The 17,732-nt window shown below is 70.9% G+C and carries 17 protein-coding genes; 10 read left to right on the top strand and 7 right to left on the bottom strand.

The window, feature by feature from the left end; genetic code table 11:
* Both NS354_RS03575 and ccsB read left to right on the top strand, forming a co-directional pair.
* The coding region (locus NS354_RS03575; protein WP_345994173.1) for an SRPBCC family protein at nucleotides 1-1,071 on the top strand (1,071 nt) is incomplete at its 5' end.
* A 176-nt stretch (nucleotides 1,072-1,247) separates the two neighbouring features.
* Nucleotides 1,248-2,192 (top strand): c-type cytochrome biogenesis protein CcsB, encoded by a 945-nt coding sequence (gene ccsB / locus NS354_RS03580; RefSeq protein ID WP_082677874.1) that lies wholly within the window; start codon nucleotides 1,248-1,250, stop codon nucleotides 2,190-2,192.
* A gap of 75 nt (nucleotides 2,193-2,267) precedes the next feature.
* Here ccsB and NS354_RS03585 read toward each other — a convergent pair whose 3' ends face one another.
* The 5 genes from NS354_RS03585 to NS354_RS03605 all read right to left on the bottom strand — a co-directional run bounded on the left by NS354_RS03585 (nucleotide 2,268) and on the right by NS354_RS03605 (nucleotide 5,866).
* The gene (locus NS354_RS03585; RefSeq protein WP_058593241.1) at nucleotides 2,268-2,915 is read right to left on the bottom strand and encodes a chlorite dismutase family protein; all 648 of its coding nucleotides are present in this window, start codon (nucleotides 2,913-2,915) and stop codon (nucleotides 2,268-2,270) included.
* A gap of 46 nt (nucleotides 2,916-2,961) precedes the next feature.
* The gene (locus tag NS354_RS03590; RefSeq protein ID WP_058593242.1) at nucleotides 2,962-3,276 is read right to left on the bottom strand and encodes a metal-sensitive transcriptional regulator; all 315 of its coding nucleotides are present in this window, start codon (nucleotides 3,274-3,276) and stop codon (nucleotides 2,962-2,964) included.
* An 18-nt stretch (nucleotides 3,277-3,294) separates the two neighbouring features.
* Nucleotides 3,295-4,203 carry an EamA family transporter RarD gene (gene rarD, locus NS354_RS03595; protein WP_058593243.1) on the bottom strand — a complete coding sequence of 303 codons (909 nt, stop codon included), beginning with the start codon at nucleotides 4,201-4,203 and terminating at the stop codon, nucleotides 3,295-3,297.
* A gap of 3 nt (nucleotides 4,204-4,206) precedes the next feature.
* Nucleotides 4,207-4,659 carry a GNAT family N-acetyltransferase gene (locus NS354_RS03600; RefSeq protein ID WP_058593244.1) on the bottom strand — a complete coding sequence of 151 codons (453 nt, stop codon included), beginning with the start codon at nucleotides 4,657-4,659 and terminating at the stop codon, nucleotides 4,207-4,209.
* A gap of 124 nt (nucleotides 4,660-4,783) precedes the next feature.
* On the bottom strand, nucleotides 4,784-5,866 hold the full coding sequence (locus tag NS354_RS03605) for an ABC transporter ATP-binding protein (protein ID WP_058593257.1): 1,083 nt from the start codon (nucleotides 5,864-5,866) through the stop codon (nucleotides 4,784-4,786).
* A gap of 262 nt (nucleotides 5,867-6,128) precedes the next feature.
* On the opposite strand from NS354_RS03605, the gene NS354_RS03610 reads away from it, so the two are divergent.
* Nucleotides 6,129-7,343, top strand: coding sequence for an NADP-dependent isocitrate dehydrogenase (locus tag NS354_RS03610; protein ID WP_058593245.1), 1,215 nt, complete (start codon nucleotides 6,129-6,131; stop codon nucleotides 7,341-7,343).
* Nucleotides 7,344-7,623: 280 nt separating this feature from the next.
* On the opposite strand, the gene NS354_RS03615 is transcribed toward NS354_RS03610, so the two are convergent.
* A complete protein-coding gene (locus NS354_RS03615; protein ID WP_058593246.1) occupies nucleotides 7,624-8,649 on the bottom strand; it encodes a LacI family DNA-binding transcriptional regulator in 1,026 nt (341 codons plus the stop codon).
* Between the two features lie 227 nt (nucleotides 8,650-8,876).
* On the opposite strand from NS354_RS03615, the gene NS354_RS03620 reads away from it, so the two are divergent.
* The 7 genes from NS354_RS03620 to NS354_RS03650 all read left to right on the top strand — a co-directional run bounded on the left by NS354_RS03620 (nucleotide 8,877) and on the right by NS354_RS03650 (nucleotide 16,273).
* The gene (locus NS354_RS03620; RefSeq protein ID WP_241490325.1) at nucleotides 8,877-10,565 is read left to right on the top strand and encodes an ABC transporter substrate-binding protein; all 1,689 of its coding nucleotides are present in this window, start codon (nucleotides 8,877-8,879) and stop codon (nucleotides 10,563-10,565) included.
* A gap of 29 nt (nucleotides 10,566-10,594) precedes the next feature.
* Complete coding sequence (locus NS354_RS03625; RefSeq protein WP_058593248.1) at nucleotides 10,595-11,545, top strand: ABC transporter permease; 951 nt, start codon at nucleotides 10,595-10,597, stop codon at nucleotides 11,543-11,545.
* Nucleotides 11,542-12,477: an ABC transporter permease gene (locus tag NS354_RS03630; protein ID WP_058593249.1), complete on the top strand. Its 936-nt coding sequence runs from the start codon at nucleotides 11,542-11,544 to the stop codon at nucleotides 12,475-12,477. The genes NS354_RS03625 and NS354_RS03630 overlap by 4 nt, the downstream gene beginning before the upstream one ends.
* A complete protein-coding gene (locus NS354_RS03635) occupies nucleotides 12,477-13,343 on the top strand; it encodes an ABC transporter ATP-binding protein (protein ID WP_058593250.1) in 867 nt (288 codons plus the stop codon). The genes NS354_RS03630 and NS354_RS03635 overlap by 1 nt, the downstream gene beginning before the upstream one ends.
* Nucleotides 13,340-14,203, top strand: a complete 864-nt coding sequence (locus tag NS354_RS03640) for an ABC transporter ATP-binding protein (RefSeq protein WP_058593251.1) — start codon at nucleotides 13,340-13,342, stop codon at nucleotides 14,201-14,203. The genes NS354_RS03635 and NS354_RS03640 overlap by 4 nt, the downstream gene beginning before the upstream one ends.
* Nucleotides 14,204-14,364: 161 nt before the next feature.
* On the top strand, nucleotides 14,365-15,429 hold the full coding sequence (locus NS354_RS03645) for a C45 family autoproteolytic acyltransferase/hydolase (RefSeq protein ID WP_058593252.1): 1,065 nt from the start codon (nucleotides 14,365-14,367) through the stop codon (nucleotides 15,427-15,429).
* 187 nt (nucleotides 15,430-15,616) lie between these two features.
* A complete protein-coding gene (locus NS354_RS03650; RefSeq protein ID WP_058593253.1) occupies nucleotides 15,617-16,273 on the top strand; it encodes an FMN-binding negative transcriptional regulator in 657 nt (218 codons plus the stop codon).
* Nucleotides 16,274-16,309: 36 nt separating this feature from the next.
* Here the strand turns inward: NS354_RS03650 and NS354_RS03655 are convergent, their stop codons facing one another.
* Nucleotides 16,310-17,329: a LacI family DNA-binding transcriptional regulator gene (locus NS354_RS03655; protein WP_058593254.1), complete on the bottom strand. Its 1,020-nt coding sequence runs from the start codon at nucleotides 17,327-17,329 to the stop codon at nucleotides 16,310-16,312.
* Nucleotides 17,330-17,732 lie beyond the last annotated feature (403 nt).

Raw genomic sequence — 17,732 nt, forward strand, 5'->3', positions numbered from 1 at the left:
AACGCCCCGAACACCCCGAATGACCCCTGCGAGTGCGGCACCGACGCCGCCCGCGCAGTTCGCAGAAAGGCCGGCATCATGCCCATCACCTCCGTCACCACCGACACCGACGCCTGCACGCTCACGGTCGTCGCCGATTTCACGGTGCCCGTGCGCCGTCTCTGGGACGCGTACACCGATCCTCGTCAGATCGAGCGCTTCTGGGGGCCGCCCGAGTACCCGTCGACCTTCACCCGGCACGACGCAGTGGCGGGCGGGATGAGCGCCTACGTCATGACCGGGCCGGATGGCGACAGCCACGGTGGCTACTGGGAGTGGGAATCGGTCGACGCGCCCCGCTCCTTCGTCGTGCGCGACGGCTTCGCCGACGCCGACGGCGCCCCCAGCACCGAGCTGCCGACGGTGCTCATGGAGTTCGCGTTCGCCGAGACCGCGCTCGGCTCGCGCCTCACCACCACCTCGCGGTTCGGCTCGCTCGAGGCGCTCGAGCAGCTCGCGGCGATGGGGATGGAGGAGGGCATGCGCGCCGCGATGGGACAGATCGACGCGGTCGTCGAGGATCTCCGGTCGTTCGCCGCGGGCCGGTCGACCGAGGTGCAGCTGCTCGGGGAGACCCGGGCCCGCGTATCGCGCGTCATCCGCGGCACCGTCGACGAGGTCTGGCGCGCACACACCGAGCCCGCGCTGCTGCGGCGCTGGCAGCTCGGCCCCGACGGGTGGAGCATGCCCGTCTGCGAGTTCGGCGCGGAGGTCGGGCAGCGACTGCGCACCGAGTGGCAGAACGATGAGAGCGGCGAGCGCTTCGGGTTCGCCGGGGTCGTCGCGGAGTCGGTCGCACCGCGCCGCCTCGTCACCACGGAGCGCATGATCTCGCCCCAGGATCCCGAGGGCGCGCAGAGCCCGGAGACGCTGAACGAGCTGACGCTCACCCCGGTCGCGGGCGGCACGCTGGTCGCGTACGTCATCACCTACCCCGACGCCGACGTGCGCGACGCCGTGCTCGCGACCGGCATGGCCGAGGGGATGGAGACCGGCTATCAGCGGCTCGAGCGCGAGGTGCTGTCCGCCTGAGCGTGCGCCGCCGCAGGCGCGAGCGCGGCGGCGTTCCCCGCGCGAGCGCGGCGGCGGGCTGCGCGCGCGGCGCCGCCGCACGGAGCGCCCCCGCTTCTCAGGGGGAGCGGCTACTCTAGGGGACTGTGCTGCTGACGGATCTGGAAAACTATTCGACCATCGCCCTGTACTCGGCGATGATCGTCTACGCCATCGCCTTCGTGTTCTACGCGGTGGATCTCGCGAACCGCAGCGGGGACGCCGCCGCGGCCGAGCGCGCCCCGGTCGCGGAGGCGCAGACCGCAGCCGCGGGGGGCGGTGTCGCCACCCTCGTGCGCCAGGCGCCGCCGAGCCGGGCCGGCGCTTCTCCGCTCAAGCCGCGGCGATCCCGCTCACTGCGCATCGGCTTCTCGCTCACCGTGCTCGGATTCCTGCTGCACCTCGGCGCCACGGTGCTGCGCGGCATCGGCGCGGAGCGCGTGCCGTGGGCCAACATGTACGAGTTCGCCCTGACGGCGACCTGCGCGATCGTGCTCATCTTCCTCGTCGTGCAGTTCTTCGTCGACCTGCGCTTCCTCGGCGCGCTCATCACCGGGCTCACCATTCTGTTCCTCGGCGTCACGAAGGTGAACTTCTACGTGGCGATCGTGCCGCTGCAGCCGGCGCTCGACTCCTACTGGCTGGTCATCCACATTCTCGTCGCCGTGCTGGCGGTCGGGTTCCTCACGCTCTCGTTCGGCCTCTCCGTGCTCCAGCTGATGCAGACGCGGCGCGAGGCGCGCGACGCGCAGGGCGGCACGCCCACGATGCGCTTCCTGTCGACGTTCCCCGCAGCCGTGCGGCTCGAGGATCTCGCCTACCGGCTCGCGATCATCGGCTTCGTGTTCTGGACGTTCACGCTCATCGCGGGATCGATCTGGGCCGAGGCCGCGTGGAGCCGCTACTGGGGCTGGGATACGAAGGAGGTGTGGACGTTCGTCATCTGGGTGCTGTACGCCGGGTACATCCACGCCCGGGCGACGCGCGGCTGGCGCGGCACGCGATCGGCGTGGCTGTCGATCATCGCCTACACGGCGGTCATCTTCAACTTCACCATCGTCAACGTGTTCTTCAAGGGACTGCACGCCTACTCCGGCCTGTAGGCCGCCGCGGGCCGCGCAGACCGCCGCGGGGCGCGCCCCGACTCCGGCAGCGCTCGGCCCGCTGCCGCGCCCCGGCTACTGCAGCACTTCGATCATCTCGGCCGGATCGATGAGGCGACCCGCGAGCCCGCCGCCCGCAGCGGCGTCGCGCGCCCCAGTGCCGCCCGCATCGCGCAGGTGATCGATGATCGACGCGAGCGCCTCGGCCTCGTGGGTCACGATCCAGTCGGCGTCGCCGATGCCGCACGACGCCGCCGCCTGCACGGACACGGCGCCCGCGGTGTTCGCGAAGCCCGGCCGCTCGGCCGCTGCGCGCACCGCCAGCCACTGCTTCGGCGCCTCCGCGGCCTCCGGTGCGTCGACCACGAGACCGAGCGCGCTCCAGGTGCGGATGAGCGGCTGCAGGATCGCCGTGCGCCGCAGCTGGCGCAGCGACCACTGCAGATCCTCGGGCGCGCGGCCCTGCAGCCACACGAGCACGTCGGCATCGGAGCGCACGCCGCTCGCGTCGTACCAGCCGCGCACGACGACGCCCTCGTCCTCGATCTCGCGGGAGACGTCCTCGAGCTCGCGCACGGAGCCGGGAACGTCGCGACCGTCGAGCACGACGGGGTGCGAGGAGCTGACGCGGAAGGCCGCGAACAGTGAGAACGTGCGCTCGGGAACCCCGCTGTCGAGGGCTTCCGAGGGGATGGTCGCGGGGGCGGTTTCGGGTGCGCTCATGCCTCCATGGTGGTGGGCCGCGTCGGGCGATGCAAGGGGGTCGCCGTCAGCGCACGAGCCGTGCGATCGCAGCCGAAGCCTCGTGCAGCTTCTCCGCGGCGACGGCGCCGCCCTCCGCGGCGGCCGAGGCCACGCAGTGCCGCAGGTGGTCGTCGAGCAGTTCGAGCGCGACCCGCTCGAGCGCCTTCGTCGCCGCCGACACCTGCGTGAGGATGTCGATGCAGTACTCGTCCTCCTGCACCATCCGCTGCACCCCGCGCACCTGTCCCTCGGCGCGGCGGAGGCGCTTCAGCAGTGCATCCTTGTGCTCGATGTAGCCGTGCGCGTGCTCCGCATCGGCGGCATCCATGACTTCGCTCATGCGAGAACTGTACCCGGATCAGCCGTCCGTGCGCCGACGCCGCAGCAGGCCGGCCACCCCGCCGCCGATGAGTACGAGCACCGCCAGCCAGATCGCGAGGTAGAGCGGGTACTCGGCCGGGGGGATCCGCTCGCCGTTGAGCATCGATGCGACGACGAGGAGAGCCGGCTCGAGGTAGCCGAGCAGCCCGAACACGCTGATCGTGAGGAGGCGCGAGGCGAGGATGTAGCAGACGAGCGCGACACCGGTGCCGATGCCGAAGACCGGGCCCAGCCAGAGCAGGCTCGGGTTCGCATCGAGCGAGGCGCCCGCCGCGAGCTCCCGGACGAGCAGCACCGCCGCGATGGGGCTCATCGCGACGAACTCCCAGAACATGCCGCCGAGGTGGGCGAACCCGAGGGTGCGGCGCAGCACGAAGTAGACGGGGTAGCCGACGGCGACGAGCAGGGTCTCCCACGAGACTCCGCCGGCGCGCACGAGCTCGAACCCGACGCCGACCGCGGCGATGCCCGCGGCCGTCCACTGCCACCAGAGCAGGCGATCCCGGTAGACGAACTTGCCGACGAGCACGAGCATCAGGGGGAGCAGGAAGTACCCGAGTGCGACCTGGAGCCCGCGGCCGTGGAGAGGCGCCCAGGTGAACACCCACAGCTGCACCGCGATCAGCGCGCCGCACGCCACGACGCCGAGGCCGAGGAGCGGGGCGCGGCGCACGCGGTGCCCCAGCTCGGCGACGAGGTACCATTGCCGCGCGGCGAGGAGCGCCAGCGCGACGATGGGGATCGCGCACAGCGTGCGGAGCGCCCAGATCGCCTCGGCCGGCGCGGGGGCGAGCAGGGGCGTGACGAAGTAGATGCCGGCGAACAGCACTGAAGAGGCGACCGAGACGATCGCCCCTCGTGATTCGCGGCTCGGGGAGCCGGTCACCCCTTACAGGTCGATTGCGCCGATGACTTCGCCGTACGGCGTCTCGCCGATGGGGGCGAAGCCGATGTGCAGGAAGAAGCCCTCCGGGCCGTCCTCACCCCGCTCCCAGAGCACCGTGACGCGCTCGAACCCGCGGCGACGCGCCTCCTCGATGAGCGCGTTGACGGCGAAGGTGCCGACGCCGGTGCCCTGCTCCTCGGCGTCGACGTTGATGCGCCAGAGCGCGGCCTTGAACTCCTCCTGCGAGGCGTCGGGATCGAAGTTGCCGTGGATGAACCCGACGACCTCGTCGCCGCGCAGCACGACGCGCTGCCAGGCGGTGTGCGCGGGCGTGACTGCGGCGGCGGCGGCGTACGAGACGGGCGTGATGAACTGCTCCTGGCCCCGCTTCAAGCCCAGCGTATTCACCGCGACGATGGTCGCTGCAGAAAGCTCTTCGAGTCTCAGGTCGCTCATGCTCCCAGGCTAGCGCCTCGCGGCGTTCGCGCAAGGATCGCGTGCAGGATCTTCGGCGGTGCAGCGGCGGTGCGGGGGGCCGCGCAGCGGTCGCGCTGCGCCCCCCCCCCCGCATCCGCCGGCGTCAGGAGAGGCGGGCTCCCGACTCGGCGTCGAAGACGTGCACGCGGGCCGGATCGGGAGCGAGGGTGACGACGTCGCCCGCCTCCGGGTGCACACGACCGTCGACGCGGGAGACCACATCGGTCCGCACGCCGTCGACATCGGCGTGCCCGTAGAGGTAGCCGTCGGCGCCGAGCTCCTCGACGAGGTCGACCTCGACGCTCATCCCCGGGCCTCCGTCGGTGACGACGTGCAGGTCTTCGGGGCGCACGCCGACGGTGACCGCGCCGCCCCGCGCGGCACTGCGGACGGCGGTCGGGAGGGGCACCTCCAGCGATCCGGATCGCGCCGCCTCGCCCGCGACGGTCGCCGGGAGCAGATTCATCGCGGGAGACCCGATGAAGCCGGCGACGAACACGTTCTTCGGGGTCTCGTACAGGTCGCGCGGCGTGCCGATCTGCTGCAGCACGCCCTCCTTGAGCACCGCGATGCGGTCGCCCATCGTGAGCGCCTCCGTCTGGTCGTGCGTCACGTAGACCGTGGTCACCCCGAGTCGGCGCTGCAGCGAGGCGATCTGCGTGCGGGTCTGCACGCGCAGCTTGGCGTCCAGGTTCGACAGCGGCTCGTCCATCAGGAAGACCTGGGGCTGGCGCACGATCGCGCGCCCCATCGCGACGCGCTGCCGCTGGCCGCCCGAGAGGGCCTTCGGCTTGCGGTCGAGGAACTCCTCGAGGTCGAGCATGCGCGCCGCCTCCCGCACGCGTTCGTCGCGCTCCGCCTTGCTCACGCCGGCGATCTTGAGCGCGAACCCCATGTTGTCGGCGACCGTCATGTGCGGGTACAGCGCGTAGTTCTGGAAGACCATCGCGATGTCGCGATCCTTCGGGGGCACGTCGGTGACGTCCCGGTCGCCGATGAGGATGCGGCCGCCGTCGATCTCCTCGAGCCCCGCGAGCATGCGGAGCGTGGTCGACTTGCCGCAGCCGGAGGGGCCCACGAGCACGAGGAACTCCCCGTCGCCGATGTCGAGGTCGAGCGCGTCGACCGAGGGGCGCGATGCTCCCGGGTAGACGCGGGAGACGCTGTCGAATGTGACTGTTGCCATGATGTACTCCTCTGCCGGCAGGCACGTGCCGGACGATCCGTTGCAGTGGAAGACGGCTGCATCGCCGTCGGTACCCGGTTCGGGTGATCCCACCATAGGGGAGCGCGGGCCGGGGGCGCTACGGGCGGATCGCGGTCGGTGCGATCCCCCGGGCCCGCCCGCCGCGCGCCGCGATGCGGAGAAATATCTCGATGTCGAGATACTCAGACGGACTCGGGTAGGATGGTTCGCGGCCGATAAACGACGAACAACGGGAGATGCGTTGGAGAAGATCAAGGTTGCAGGCACGGTCGTCGAACTCGACGGCGACGAGATGACCCGCATCATCTGGCAGTTCATCAAGGACCGCCTCATCCACCCCTACCTCGACGTGACCCTCGAGTACTACGACCTCGGCATGGAGCACCGCGACGCCACCGACGACCAGGTCACGGTCGACGCTGCGAACGCCATCAAGAAGCACGGAGTCGGCGTGAAGTGCGCCACGATCACGCCCGACGAGGCGCGCGTCGAGGAGTTCGGCCTCAAGAAGATGTGGCGCAGCCCCAACGGCACCATCCGCAACATCCTCGGCGGCGTCGTCTTCCGCGAGCCCATCATCATCTCGAACATCCCCCGCCTCGTGCCCGGCTGGAACAAGCCGATCATCATCGGCCGCCACGCGCACGGCGACCAGTACAAGGCGACCGACTTCAAGGCCGGCGCCGGCAAGGTCACGCTCACCTACGAGCCCGCCGACGGCTCCGAGCCGCAGCAGTTCGAGGTCGTCACGCTGCCCGAGAACGGCGGCGTGATCCAGGGTCAGTACAACTTCAACGACTCGATCCGCGACTTCGCGCGCGCCTCGTTCAAGTACGGCCTCTCGCGCGACTACCCCGTGTACCTGTCGACGAAGAACACCATCCTGAAGGCGTACGACGGCCAGTTCAAGGACATCTTCCAGGAGGTCTTCGACGCCGAGTTCAAGGAGCAGTTCGAAGAGCGCGGCCTGACCTACGAGCACCGCCTGATCGACGACATGGTCGCGTCGGCGATGAAGTGGGAGGGCGGCTACGTCTGGGCCTGCAAAAACTACGACGGCGACGTGCAGTCCGACACCGTGGCGCAGGGCTTCGGCTCGCTCGGCCTCATGACCTCCGTGCTGATGACGCCCGACGGGCAGACCGTCGAGGCCGAGGCCGCGCACGGCACCGTGACGCGCCACTACCGCCAGCACCAGCAGGGCAAGCCCACCTCGACGAACCCGATCGCGTCGATCTTCGCCTGGACGCGGGGCCTCGCGCACCGCGGCAAGCTCGACCAGAACCAGGAGCTGATCGACTTCTCGGAGACGCTCGAGGACGTCGTCATCAAGACCGTCGAGTCGGGCAAGATGACCAAGGACCTCGCACTGCTGGTCGGCCCGGACCAGGGCTACCAGACGACCGAGGAGTTCCTTGCGTCGATCGACGAGAACCTCGCTGCGCGTCTCGGCTGAGACGTCGCGCCCGTGAGACGGGGATCGGTGCTTCGGCGCCGGTCCCCGTTCTCGTGTGCGGGGGTGGGGGTGCGCGGCCGGTGCGGGCGTGGCGTGCGGCGCGAACCGCGCGCGTGGTCGGCGCGGTGTCTGTGAGGGATTCGGCCTCGGTGAGGGATTCGGCCTCGGTGAGGGATGCGGCCTCGGTGAGGCGCGCACCGGGGCGAACGTCTCACGGACGCAGAATCTCTCACGGAAGGAGGCGCCGACCCCCCCCCGGGGGTCGGGGCGAGCCCGCGGGTCAGCGGGTGGTGGACTCGCGGATGTCGAGGGTGGCGCGGGGCACCTCGAGCGGCACCGTGAGCTCTGCCCCCTCGGCGAGCTGCACCGCGACCTCGACGGCGCGGGCGGCGATGCCCTCGGGGTGGAGGTCGAGCGTGGTGACGCTGGGGTGCGAGATGCGGTTCTGCAGGGCTCCCGAGCCGGCGGCGAGCAGCAGGTCCTCGGGCACCCGGATGCCGCGCTCGCGCGCGGCGGCGTTGAGGCCGGCGGCGTGGCGGCCGGTCAGGCAGAAGAGGCCGTCGGGGCGCGTCGCATCGGGCGAGCCGAAGAAGCGCTCGATGGCGGCCGGCCCGATGCGCTCGCCGTCGGCCTCGGGAAACGCGGCGATGTCGGGCTCCTGGCCGCGACGGGCGCACCAGTCGCGGTAGGCGGCCTCCGATTCACGGTTCCACGCGTTCTGGTCGGTGCCGGTGAGCAGGGCGACGCGCTCGGCGCCGGCCCCGGCGAGGTGGTCGAGCGCGAGCACGGTCTCCTCCCAGTCGCGGGTCGCGAGTTCCACGAACCGCCCCGGCCGGGCGGGGTCGGAGCCGACCGACACGAAGGGGATGTGGCGCTCGGAAAGCATGGTGAGCACCGGGTCGTTCTCGAAGGGCTCCGACACGATGTAGGCGTCGGCCGCGGTGGCGCTCATGGGGGCGCCGGGCCGGGTGGGGTCGTCGACGAGCATCATGCTGTAGCCGCGCTCCATGGCGGCGAGCGAGGCGGCTCCCGCCATGCGGAGGAAGTAGTCGACGCCCTCGGGGAGGAAGGTGTCGAGCGAGCGCAGCGGGCGGATCACGAGGGCGAGCAGGCCGAGGCGCGAGCTCTGCAGCCCCTGCGCGATGGGGCTCGGGCGGTAGCCGATGCGGGCGGCGACCTGCGCGATGCGGTCGGCGGTCTCCTGGCGCACCACGCCCTTGCCGTTCAGGGCGTGCGACACGGTGGTCGGCGAGACGCCCGCGGCTTTCGCTACGTCTTTGATGGTCGGTCGCCCGGTCGGTTGCACGTGGTCAGGATAGCCGGTCCGCGCTGGGCGCCCGAGGTGACGAGCCCGGGGCGGCAGCCGGGGCCGGTGAATCCGGGGCCGGCCCGGGGGAGAAGCCGATCCCGCGACTGCGACCGGGCGAACGTCACCGAACCGTGATCACCAAACCGTTTTTCACAAACCGTTTTGGGTGCTAGCATCAGCCGTGGGTCTTCGCTCGGCGCTCGTCGGGATGAGGAGCTTCAACGATGAAACTTCGAATGGAGAACAACGTGAAATTCGCACCGATTCGGGCGTCGATCGCCCTGCTCGCCGTGGGCGGCCTCGCCCTCGCAGGTTGCGCCACGGGAAGCCGCGGAGGCGACGCGGGGTCGCCCTCGGGCGGCGGCGAGCTGCTGCAGACCACCCCCGAGGCAACCGCGGAGGCGGAGACCGTCACCTGGAACTCGACCTACGGCGAGCTCGCCAGCCTCGATCCGGTGAAGGCCTTCAACTACCCCGAGAACACGATCGTCTCGAACCTCTGCGAGCCGCTCTTCGAGATGCAGCCCGACTTCTCGGTGCAGCCGAACCTCGCCACCGAGGCGAACACCGACGACGGCAAGACCTGGGTCTTCGACATCCGCGACGACGTCACGTTCTGGGACGGCACCCCGATGACCGTCGACGATGTCGTCTACTCGATCAACCGACACCTCGACCCCGCCGAGGGCAGCTACTGGGGCGGCGGCGTCGTCGCGAACATCACCAGCGTCGAGGCGACCGGCGAGCACGAGGTGACCATCACGCTCGAGACCGCCGACTACACGCTGCCGTCGTCGCTCAGCACCATCATCGGCGTCGTGGTGCAGCAGGCGCAGCGCGAGGCCGCGGGCGAGAACTACGGCAACCCCGAGACCGGCGTCATGTGCACGGGCCCCCTGAAGTTCACGCCGGGCGACTGGCAGCAGGGCCAGTCGATCACGCTCGAGCGCAACGACGACTACTGGGACGAGGAGGGGCGGGCGATGGCCCGCGAGGTGCAGATCGGGTTCGTCGTCGATCCGACCGCGATCGCCAACGGGCTCGGCACGGGCGAGATCCAGGGCTCCTACGACGTGCCGCTGCCGGCCCTCAGCCAGCTCGAGACGAGCGAGAGCGGCGAGCTGTACGCGGGGCAGGGCATGCAGAACATGGCGATCATCTCGACGGGCGAGGGCGTCTTCGGCGACCCGGCCGTGCGGCGGGCGCTGACGCGGGCGACGGATCGCCAGGCGATCGCCGACACCGTCTACGAGGGCACGGGCACCCCGGCCCGCTCGATCGTTCCGCAGTCGCCGTGGGACGCCGTCGAGGAGTCGGCGCCGGGCGTCGCCGAGCTGCGCGACGAGCAGCTGCCCGATCTGAGCTTCGACATCGAGGCGGCGAAGGCCGAGCTCGAGGAGGCCGAGGTCGACCTGTCGCAGCCCATCAAGATCGCGTACCCGAGCGAGCGCAGCTTCTACGCCGACATCCTGAACGAGATGGCGAACGGGGCGAAGGAGCTCGGGATCACGCTCGAGCCGACCGGCGTGCCGAGCGCGCAGTTCGGCGCGTTCTTCTCCGACCCGCAGGCGCGGGCCGGCTTCGACGGGTTCGTCACGACCAACTACCTGAGCGCGCCCGATCCGCTGCTGCACCTCATCAGCGTCGCCAAGACCGGGAGCGACCAGAACTACTCGGGCTTCTCCGATCCCGCGGTGGATGCGGCGCTCGACGCCGCCATCGGCGAGAGCGACGACGCCGAGCGGGCGAAGCTGACGGTGGAGGCCGAGGCGCTCATCATGCAGCAGCAGCCGTGGGTGCCGATCAACGACCTCGCGGTGCGCATGTACATGGACGAGAGCATCACGGGCGCCCCCGCCTCCTTCGTGTACCTCTACTACCCCTGGGCCGCCGACCTCGGCGCGGCAGCCTGAGCGGAGCTCTCCGCAGGAAGGGATCGTCCATGATCTACGTAGGCAAACGGCTCGGAGCACTCGTCGCGGTGCTCGTCGTCTCCAGCTTCATCGTGTTCTCGGGGATGTACCTGGCCCCGGGCAGCCCCGAGCAGTTCCTGGTGCAGGGGCGCACGGTGAGCCCCGAGGTGCTCGCCGCGATCCGGGCGCAGTACGGTCTGGACGATCCCTTCCTCATCAGGTACTGGCACTGGCTGATCGACGTGCTCCAGGGCGACCTGGGCCGGTCGCTGATCACCCAGCAGGACGTCACGACCCTCGTCGCGGCGCGCATTCCGACCACCCTGTACCTCGCCGGCTTCGCCGCGCTGCTGATCGTCGTGTTCGGGATCGGGCTGGGCGTGCTCGCCGCGACCCGGTCGGGCGTCTTCGAGAAGATCGTCGTGTTCGGGTCGAACCTGGGGTTCGCGGTGCCCACGTTCTTCGCGGCGCTGGTGCTCATGTTCATCTTCGGCTCGAACCTCGGGTGGTTCCCCGTGTCGGGGTCGGGCCAGGGGTTCCTCGACCGGCTCTGGCACCTCACCCTGCCCGCGATCGCGCTCGCGTTCCCCGGCATCGCGGTGGTGGCGCGGATCACGCGCACCGCGGTGCGCGAGGAGCAGGGGTCGGAGCACGTGGTCATGGCGATCGCGCGCGGCGTGCCGAAGCAGCTCGTGCTGTGGCGGCACACCATCCGCAACTCCATGCTCCCGGTGACGACCGTCATCGGCACGCAGATCGCGGGCCTGCTCGCGAGCGCTTTCGTGATCGAGTACGCGTTCACGCTCGACGGCATCGGCTCCCTGCTCGTGAACTCGGTGCAGAAGAAGGACTTCGCGGTCGTGCAGGCGATCGCGCTGGTCATGGTGCTGGCGTTCGGCATCGTCAACCTGATCGTCGATCTGCTGTACTCCGTGATCGATCCCCGAGTTCGACTCAGCAAGGGAGTGGCGGCACGATGACCACGCAGAAGCCCGCGCGCGAACCGGGCACCGGCACCCGCGCGCAGAACACCATCGCCGTCCAGCTGCTGCGCAAGCACCGGAACGACGTGCCCGTCTCGGGCTGGCGCCTCCTCGCCCGCCGCCTCGGGCCGGTCGGCGTGGGCAGCCTCGTCGTGATCGCGCTGGTCGTGCTCATGGCGATCCTCGCCCCCGTCATCGCCCCGTACGACCCGTACGCCGGCGCCGTCACCGCACGGCACGAGGCTTGGAGTCTCGCGCACCTGATGGGCACCGACCAGTCGGGGCGCGACATCCTCTCCCGCATCATCTGGGGTGCGCGCACGAGCCTCATCGGCCCGACGATCGTCGCCGTGGTGACCGCGGTGCTCGCGACCCTCCTCGCTCTCACCGCCGTCTGGTTCGGCGGCCGCGTCGACGCCCTCATCAGCCGCGTGCTCGACATCCTCTTCGCGTTCCCGAACATGCTGCTCGCGATCCTCGCGGTCGCGATCTTCGGGCCGTCGATGCTCACCGCGTCGCTCGCGCTCGCGATCGGCTTCGTGCCGTACTCGGCGCGCGTGATCCGCTCGGTCGCCCTCCGCGAGCGGAACCTGCCCTACGTCGCCTCGGCCCGCCTGCAGGGCATCTCGGGCTTCCTCATCACCGTGCGGCACATCCTGCCGAACGTGCGCACGCAGATTCTGACGGGCATGACCATCAACTTCGGCTACGCGATGATCGAGCTCGCGGCGCTCTCGTTCCTCGGCCTCGGGGTGCAGCCGCCGACGCCCGACTGGGGCCTCATGGTCTCGAACGGGCAGGCGTCGCTGCAGCAGGGGTACTGGGAGCAGAGCATCTTCGCGGGCCTCGCCATCGTGATCACCGTCGCCGCGTTCGGCTACGTCGGCGAGCAACTCGGCGGTCGCCGCGCCGCAGGAAGGATCCGCTGATGCTGCACGTCGATTCCCTCGTCCTCACCGTCACCGACCCCGACACGGGGCAGTCCACCGAGATCCTGCACGGCAACTCGTTCGCGCTCGGCGCCGGCGAATCGCTCGGGCTCGTCGGGGAGTCGGGCTCGGGCAAGTCGATGACGCTGAAGTGCATCCTCGGCATCGAGCCGTCGGGCGCCCGCGTCACGGGGTCCATCGCGCTCGACGGCACCGATCTGCTGAGCGCCGGCGGCGAGGAGCTCCGCCGCATCCGTGCGAACGACCTCGCCCTCATCGCGCAGAACCCGCACGGGTCGCTGAACCCCGTGCTGCCCGTCGGCCGCTTCCTCGTCGAGGGCATGAGCGATGCGCGCTCGCTCCCGGCGGCGGAGGCGCGCACCCGGGCGGCCGAACTGCTGCGGCAGGTCGGCATCACCGACACGGAGCGCGTGCTGCGCTCGTACCCGCACCAGCTCTCGGGCGGCATGCTGCAGCGCGTCGTCATCGCGGGGGCGATGTCGGGGGAGCCGAAGCTGCTGCTCGCCGACGAGCCGACCACGGCGCTCGACGTCACGACGCAGGCCGAGGTCGTGGCGATCCTCGACGAGAAGCGGCGCGAGCACGGGCTGTCGATGATCTACGTCACTCACGACCTCGATCTCGCGGCCGCGGTCTGCGATCGCCTCGCCGTCATGAAGGACGGCGAGATCCTCGAGATCGGCACGCCCGAGGAGATTCGGGATCGGCCGAAGACCGACTACACGCGGGCGCTCATGTCGGCTCGGCCCCAGCTCTACCCCGAGGGGAGCCCCGAGCCGGCGCTCGGCGGAAACACGCCGGCGCTCGGCGGCGACGCCCACGCGAACACGGAGGACCGCGCATGACCACGACGCCCCCGGATGCGGCGCACGACGGCGCCGAGCCGATGATCGAGGTCGAGCACCTCGAACGTACCTTCCACCTGAGCCGCACGGCGCGCGTCACCGCGCTCGACGACGTCTCCTGCACCCTGCGGCCCGGCACCTGTCTCGCGGTCGTCGGCGAATCGGGGTCGGGGAAGTCGACGCTCGCCCGCGTGATCGTCGGCCTCGAGACCGCCGACGCGGGCACGGTGCGGATCGCCGGAGCCCCCGTGCGCCCCACCACATCGCGGCGGGCGCTGCACGAGCGCGCGAAGCTCGTGCAGATGGTCTTCCAGGATCCGCAGGGGTCCCTCAACCGTTCGCTGCCGGTCTCGGCGACGATCAACGAGATGCTGCTCGCGCACCGCCCCGACCTCGATCGCGCCGGCCGGCGGGCGCGCACCCTGGAACTGTTCGCGGAGGTGGGGCTCACCGAGCGCCACGCCGACGCCAAGCCCGAGGCCCTCTCGGGCGGGCAGAAGCAGCGCGTCGCCATCGCACGCGCGCTCGCCGCGGAGCCGCGCGTGATCGTACTCGACGAGGCGGTCTCGGCGCTCGACGTGTCGGTGCAGGCGCAGGTGCTCGCCCTGCTGAAGCGGCTGCGCGCGGAGCACGGCCTGTCGTACCTGTTCATCACCCACGATCTCTCGGTGGTGCGCGACATCGCCGACGACGTCGTGGTGATGCGCTCGGGCCGCATCATCGAGCGCGGCAGCGTCTCCGACATCCTCGATCGGCCGCAGGATCCGTACACGCGGCTCCTCCTCGCCTCCGCGCCGCGGCCCGGGTGGAAGCCCCGACGCGGCCTGCGCGACGCGCTCGCCGCGGGCCCGTCCGCATGATCCGCGGCTCGGATCCGTCCGCATGATCCGCGGCGCGGGTCCGTCCTCTTGATCCGCGTCGCGGGTCCGTCCGCTTGACCCGCGTCGCGGGTCCGTCCGCTTGACCCGCGCCGTCCCCACCCGGCGGGCACCCGTCCGCCACGCACAGAAAGCACCCCTGCATGACTGCACAGACCGAACGCCTCCACCTCGACGTCACCGGCGCGAACGCCCGCGCACTCGGGGTGAGCCGCGGCGCCGCGCTCCGCGGCACGCTGCCCACGGCGTACGAGAAGTACGCCGAGCTGTTCCGCATCCTCGGAGTGACCGAGGCGATGGAGCTCGACGGGGTCGCCCGCGTGGTCGCGGCGGTCGATCCCTGGCGGCCCGAGCTGATCGAGCAGCTGAGGGGCGTCGCCGAGGGTGCCGACGTGCCGTTCGAGCAGGTCGTGGCGCTGAACGCGCGCACGGAGCTGATCGCGCTCGGCACGCGGAGCGCGAGCGAGTGCTCGACGGTGACCGCCCGTGTCGGCTCTCACCGGCTCGGGGTGCAGACGTGGGACTGGCACGTCGAACTCGACGCGTACTGGCACACGCACACCGTGACCGGGCACGGGCTCCGCTACGCGGGCCTCACCGAGCAGGGCATCCTCTCGAAGATCGGCGTGAACGAGGCGGGCCTGGCGCTGCACTTCAACATTCTGGGGCACGCGAGCGACGGGCCGGACGGCGTGCCGATGCACCTGCTCTCGAGCGCGGTGCTGTCGGAGTGCGCGTCGGTCGACGAGGCGGTCGCCCTGGTGCGGGCCGCTCCCATCGCCTCGTCATCCGCCTTCACGATGCTCGACGGGACCCGCGCCGTCTCGCTCGAGATCAGCCCGGTGGGCGTCTACGAGATTACCGAGCTCGACGGGTCGGTGCAGCGCACGAACCACTTCCAGCACGCGGAGCCGCACGCGCGGCAGAAGACGGAGCTCTACGAGCCCGATTCGAGCGATCGGCTCGAGCTCGTGCGCGAGCGGTTGTCGTCGGGCCTGCCCGAGTCGCCCGCCGAACTGGTGCGCCTGCTGCGCTCGGGGCCGGGGCAGCCGCCGCTCACCTGCGTGCCCGACATGACGAAGGAGTACGGCGATCGCTGGGCGACCCTCGCGACGATCGTCTCCGACCCCGACGCGCGCACCATCCGCATCTTCGACGGCATGCCCGAGGCGTCGGAGTCGGGGGAGTGGCGGGTGCTCGCCGTCTGAGGCGGCACCCGGCGCGCGGTGCCCGCCCGCTCCCGTGAGGGATTCGGCTTCGGTGAGATGAGATCCGCTCGAACCGGCTCACCGAAGCCGAATCGCTCACCGAGGCGGGCTGCAGCACGGGCCGCCTCTGGCATAAAACGTTTTACGCTCCTAGGCTGACGATATCGTCCGACCCGAGGAGCCCCACATGCACACGTACCCGAGCTACGTCGCCCCGTCCGGCCGCGCCATCGCCGAGTTCGTCAAGGATCACCCCTTCGCCGTGGTGGCGACCTCCACCGAGGGGGCGCCCGTCGCCACCCACACGCCCGTCGTGTTCCCGCCCGGGCTCGAGCCCGGCGACACCCTGGTCGGCGCCCGCCTGTGGGGGCACATCGGCCGGGCGAACGCGCACTGGACGCACTTCGCGGAACACCCCGAGGCGCTCCTCGTGTTCTCCTCGTCGCACGCGTACGTATCGCCGAGCGCCTACGAGTTCACGCCCGCGGTGCCGACGCTCGACTACGCCGCGGTGCACCTCACGGGCCGCGTGACCGTGCTCGAGGAGCCGCACGAGAATCTCGCGGTGGTCGAGCAGACGGTCGCCCGCCTGGAGGAGCTGCGCTCGCGGCCGTGGGACCCGGCGGGGTCGCGGCACGTCTTCGAGAAGATCCTCGACGGGATCGTCTCGTTCACGATCGACATCGAGAGCGAGTCGGCGATGTTCAAGCTCAGTCAGGACATGCCTGCCGACGTGCACGGGCGCGTGCAGCGCGACCTCGTCGAGGGCGACCACCGCCACCCCGACGTCGCCGCGCTGATGGATCGGATCGGGCCCGCCTGCCCGCATCAGGGGCGCGGCTGACGCGCGACGGCGCCCCCGCTGCGAGCGCAGCGCGCGTCAGCGCCCCCGCTGCGACGAACGGCGCACGATGAGCTCCGATGCGACGAGGCGGCGCCCTGCGGGGGACTCGCCGCGCGTGATCTGGGCGAGGAGGGCGACCGTCTCCCGGGCCAGCACCTCGGGGCGCAGGTCGATCGCCGTGATCGGGGGCTCCGCGGTGCGCGTCTGCTCGGCGTCGGTGCCGCACGCGAGCAGGTAGTGCTCGGGTGCGGTGTAGCCGCGCTCGCGCATCGCCTCCTGGATGCCCGCGGCGTGGCGGCCGGTCAGCGAGTAGATCGCATCGGGCACGCCCCCGTCGAGCAGTCGGGGCACCAGCTCGCGCCCGCCGGTCTCCCCGAGTCGCTCGGGGCTGCGGAAGAGCCGGGGCGTACTTCCGCGCGCGGCGCACCAGTGCAGGTAGGCCTCCTCGGCGTCGGCGTTCCAGGAGTTGTCGTCGGTTCCGCCGACGAAGGCCACATCGTGCGCCCCGTGCTCCGCGAGGTGGTCGAGCGCGGTGCGCGTGGCGGCGGCGTCGTCGGAGGCGACCCAGTTCGCGGCCTGCGGCTTGCCCGGGTCGCGGCCGAGCGTCACGTAGGGGATCGATCGGCTCTCGAGGAGGTCGACGACCGGGTCGTCGCGCACCGGGTCGGTGACGACGTAGCCGTCGAGGGAGAACGCCAGCGGCGTGACCGGTCCCTTCACGAGGTCGGCGACCTGCATGAGGCTCAGCCCGTGGCCGAGCGCGCTCACTGCCGCGGCGCCGGCGAATCGGAGGAAGTAGTCGACGCCGGGCGGGCTGTAGTCCTCGAGCGCGTCGAGGGGTCGGAGCACGATGCCGATGACGCCGATGCGCGACCGGCGCAGGCCGCGGGCCAGGGCGTCGGCCTGGTAGCCCATCGAGGTCGCGATCTCGCGGATGCGCCTGCGGGTCTCCTCGGCGAGAGTGCCCTTGTCGTTCAGCGCGTGCGACACCGCCGTGATCGAGACGCCGGCGCGGGCGGCGACGTCTTTGATGGTGACATTGCGGTGCGCGGCCACGGGCCCTCCTTGCTTCCTGACGCAAGCGTACCGCTCGCGCGTTGCATAAACCGTTGCATGCATCGATACATGCATCGTTTCATGACGATTTGATCACAGCGTTGCATAAAACGATTTACGAAGCTAGCTTGAGTCACCAGGGCGATCCGCGCCGACGCGGAGCCCCGGGAGTCGTGACGCTGCGATCCCGCTCACCACAGTTGTCGAAGGAGTCAGTACGGTGTTGACACAATCACGCACACGCGCCCGGGTCGCCTCGGGCGCCGCACTCGCGCTCGGCCTCGCCTGTGCGCTCAGCTCCTGCGCCGCACCGGCCGGCACCGGCGCCGGCGAGCCCGTCCCTTATACCCCTCTGACCCTTCCCCCCATCCTCTCTGTTTTAAACCCATCTGTGCGCACTCCA

Source organism: Leucobacter chromiiresistens (assembly GCF_001477055.1).
GTDB lineage: Bacteria > Actinomycetota > Actinomycetes > Actinomycetales > Microbacteriaceae > Leucobacter > Leucobacter chromiiresistens_A.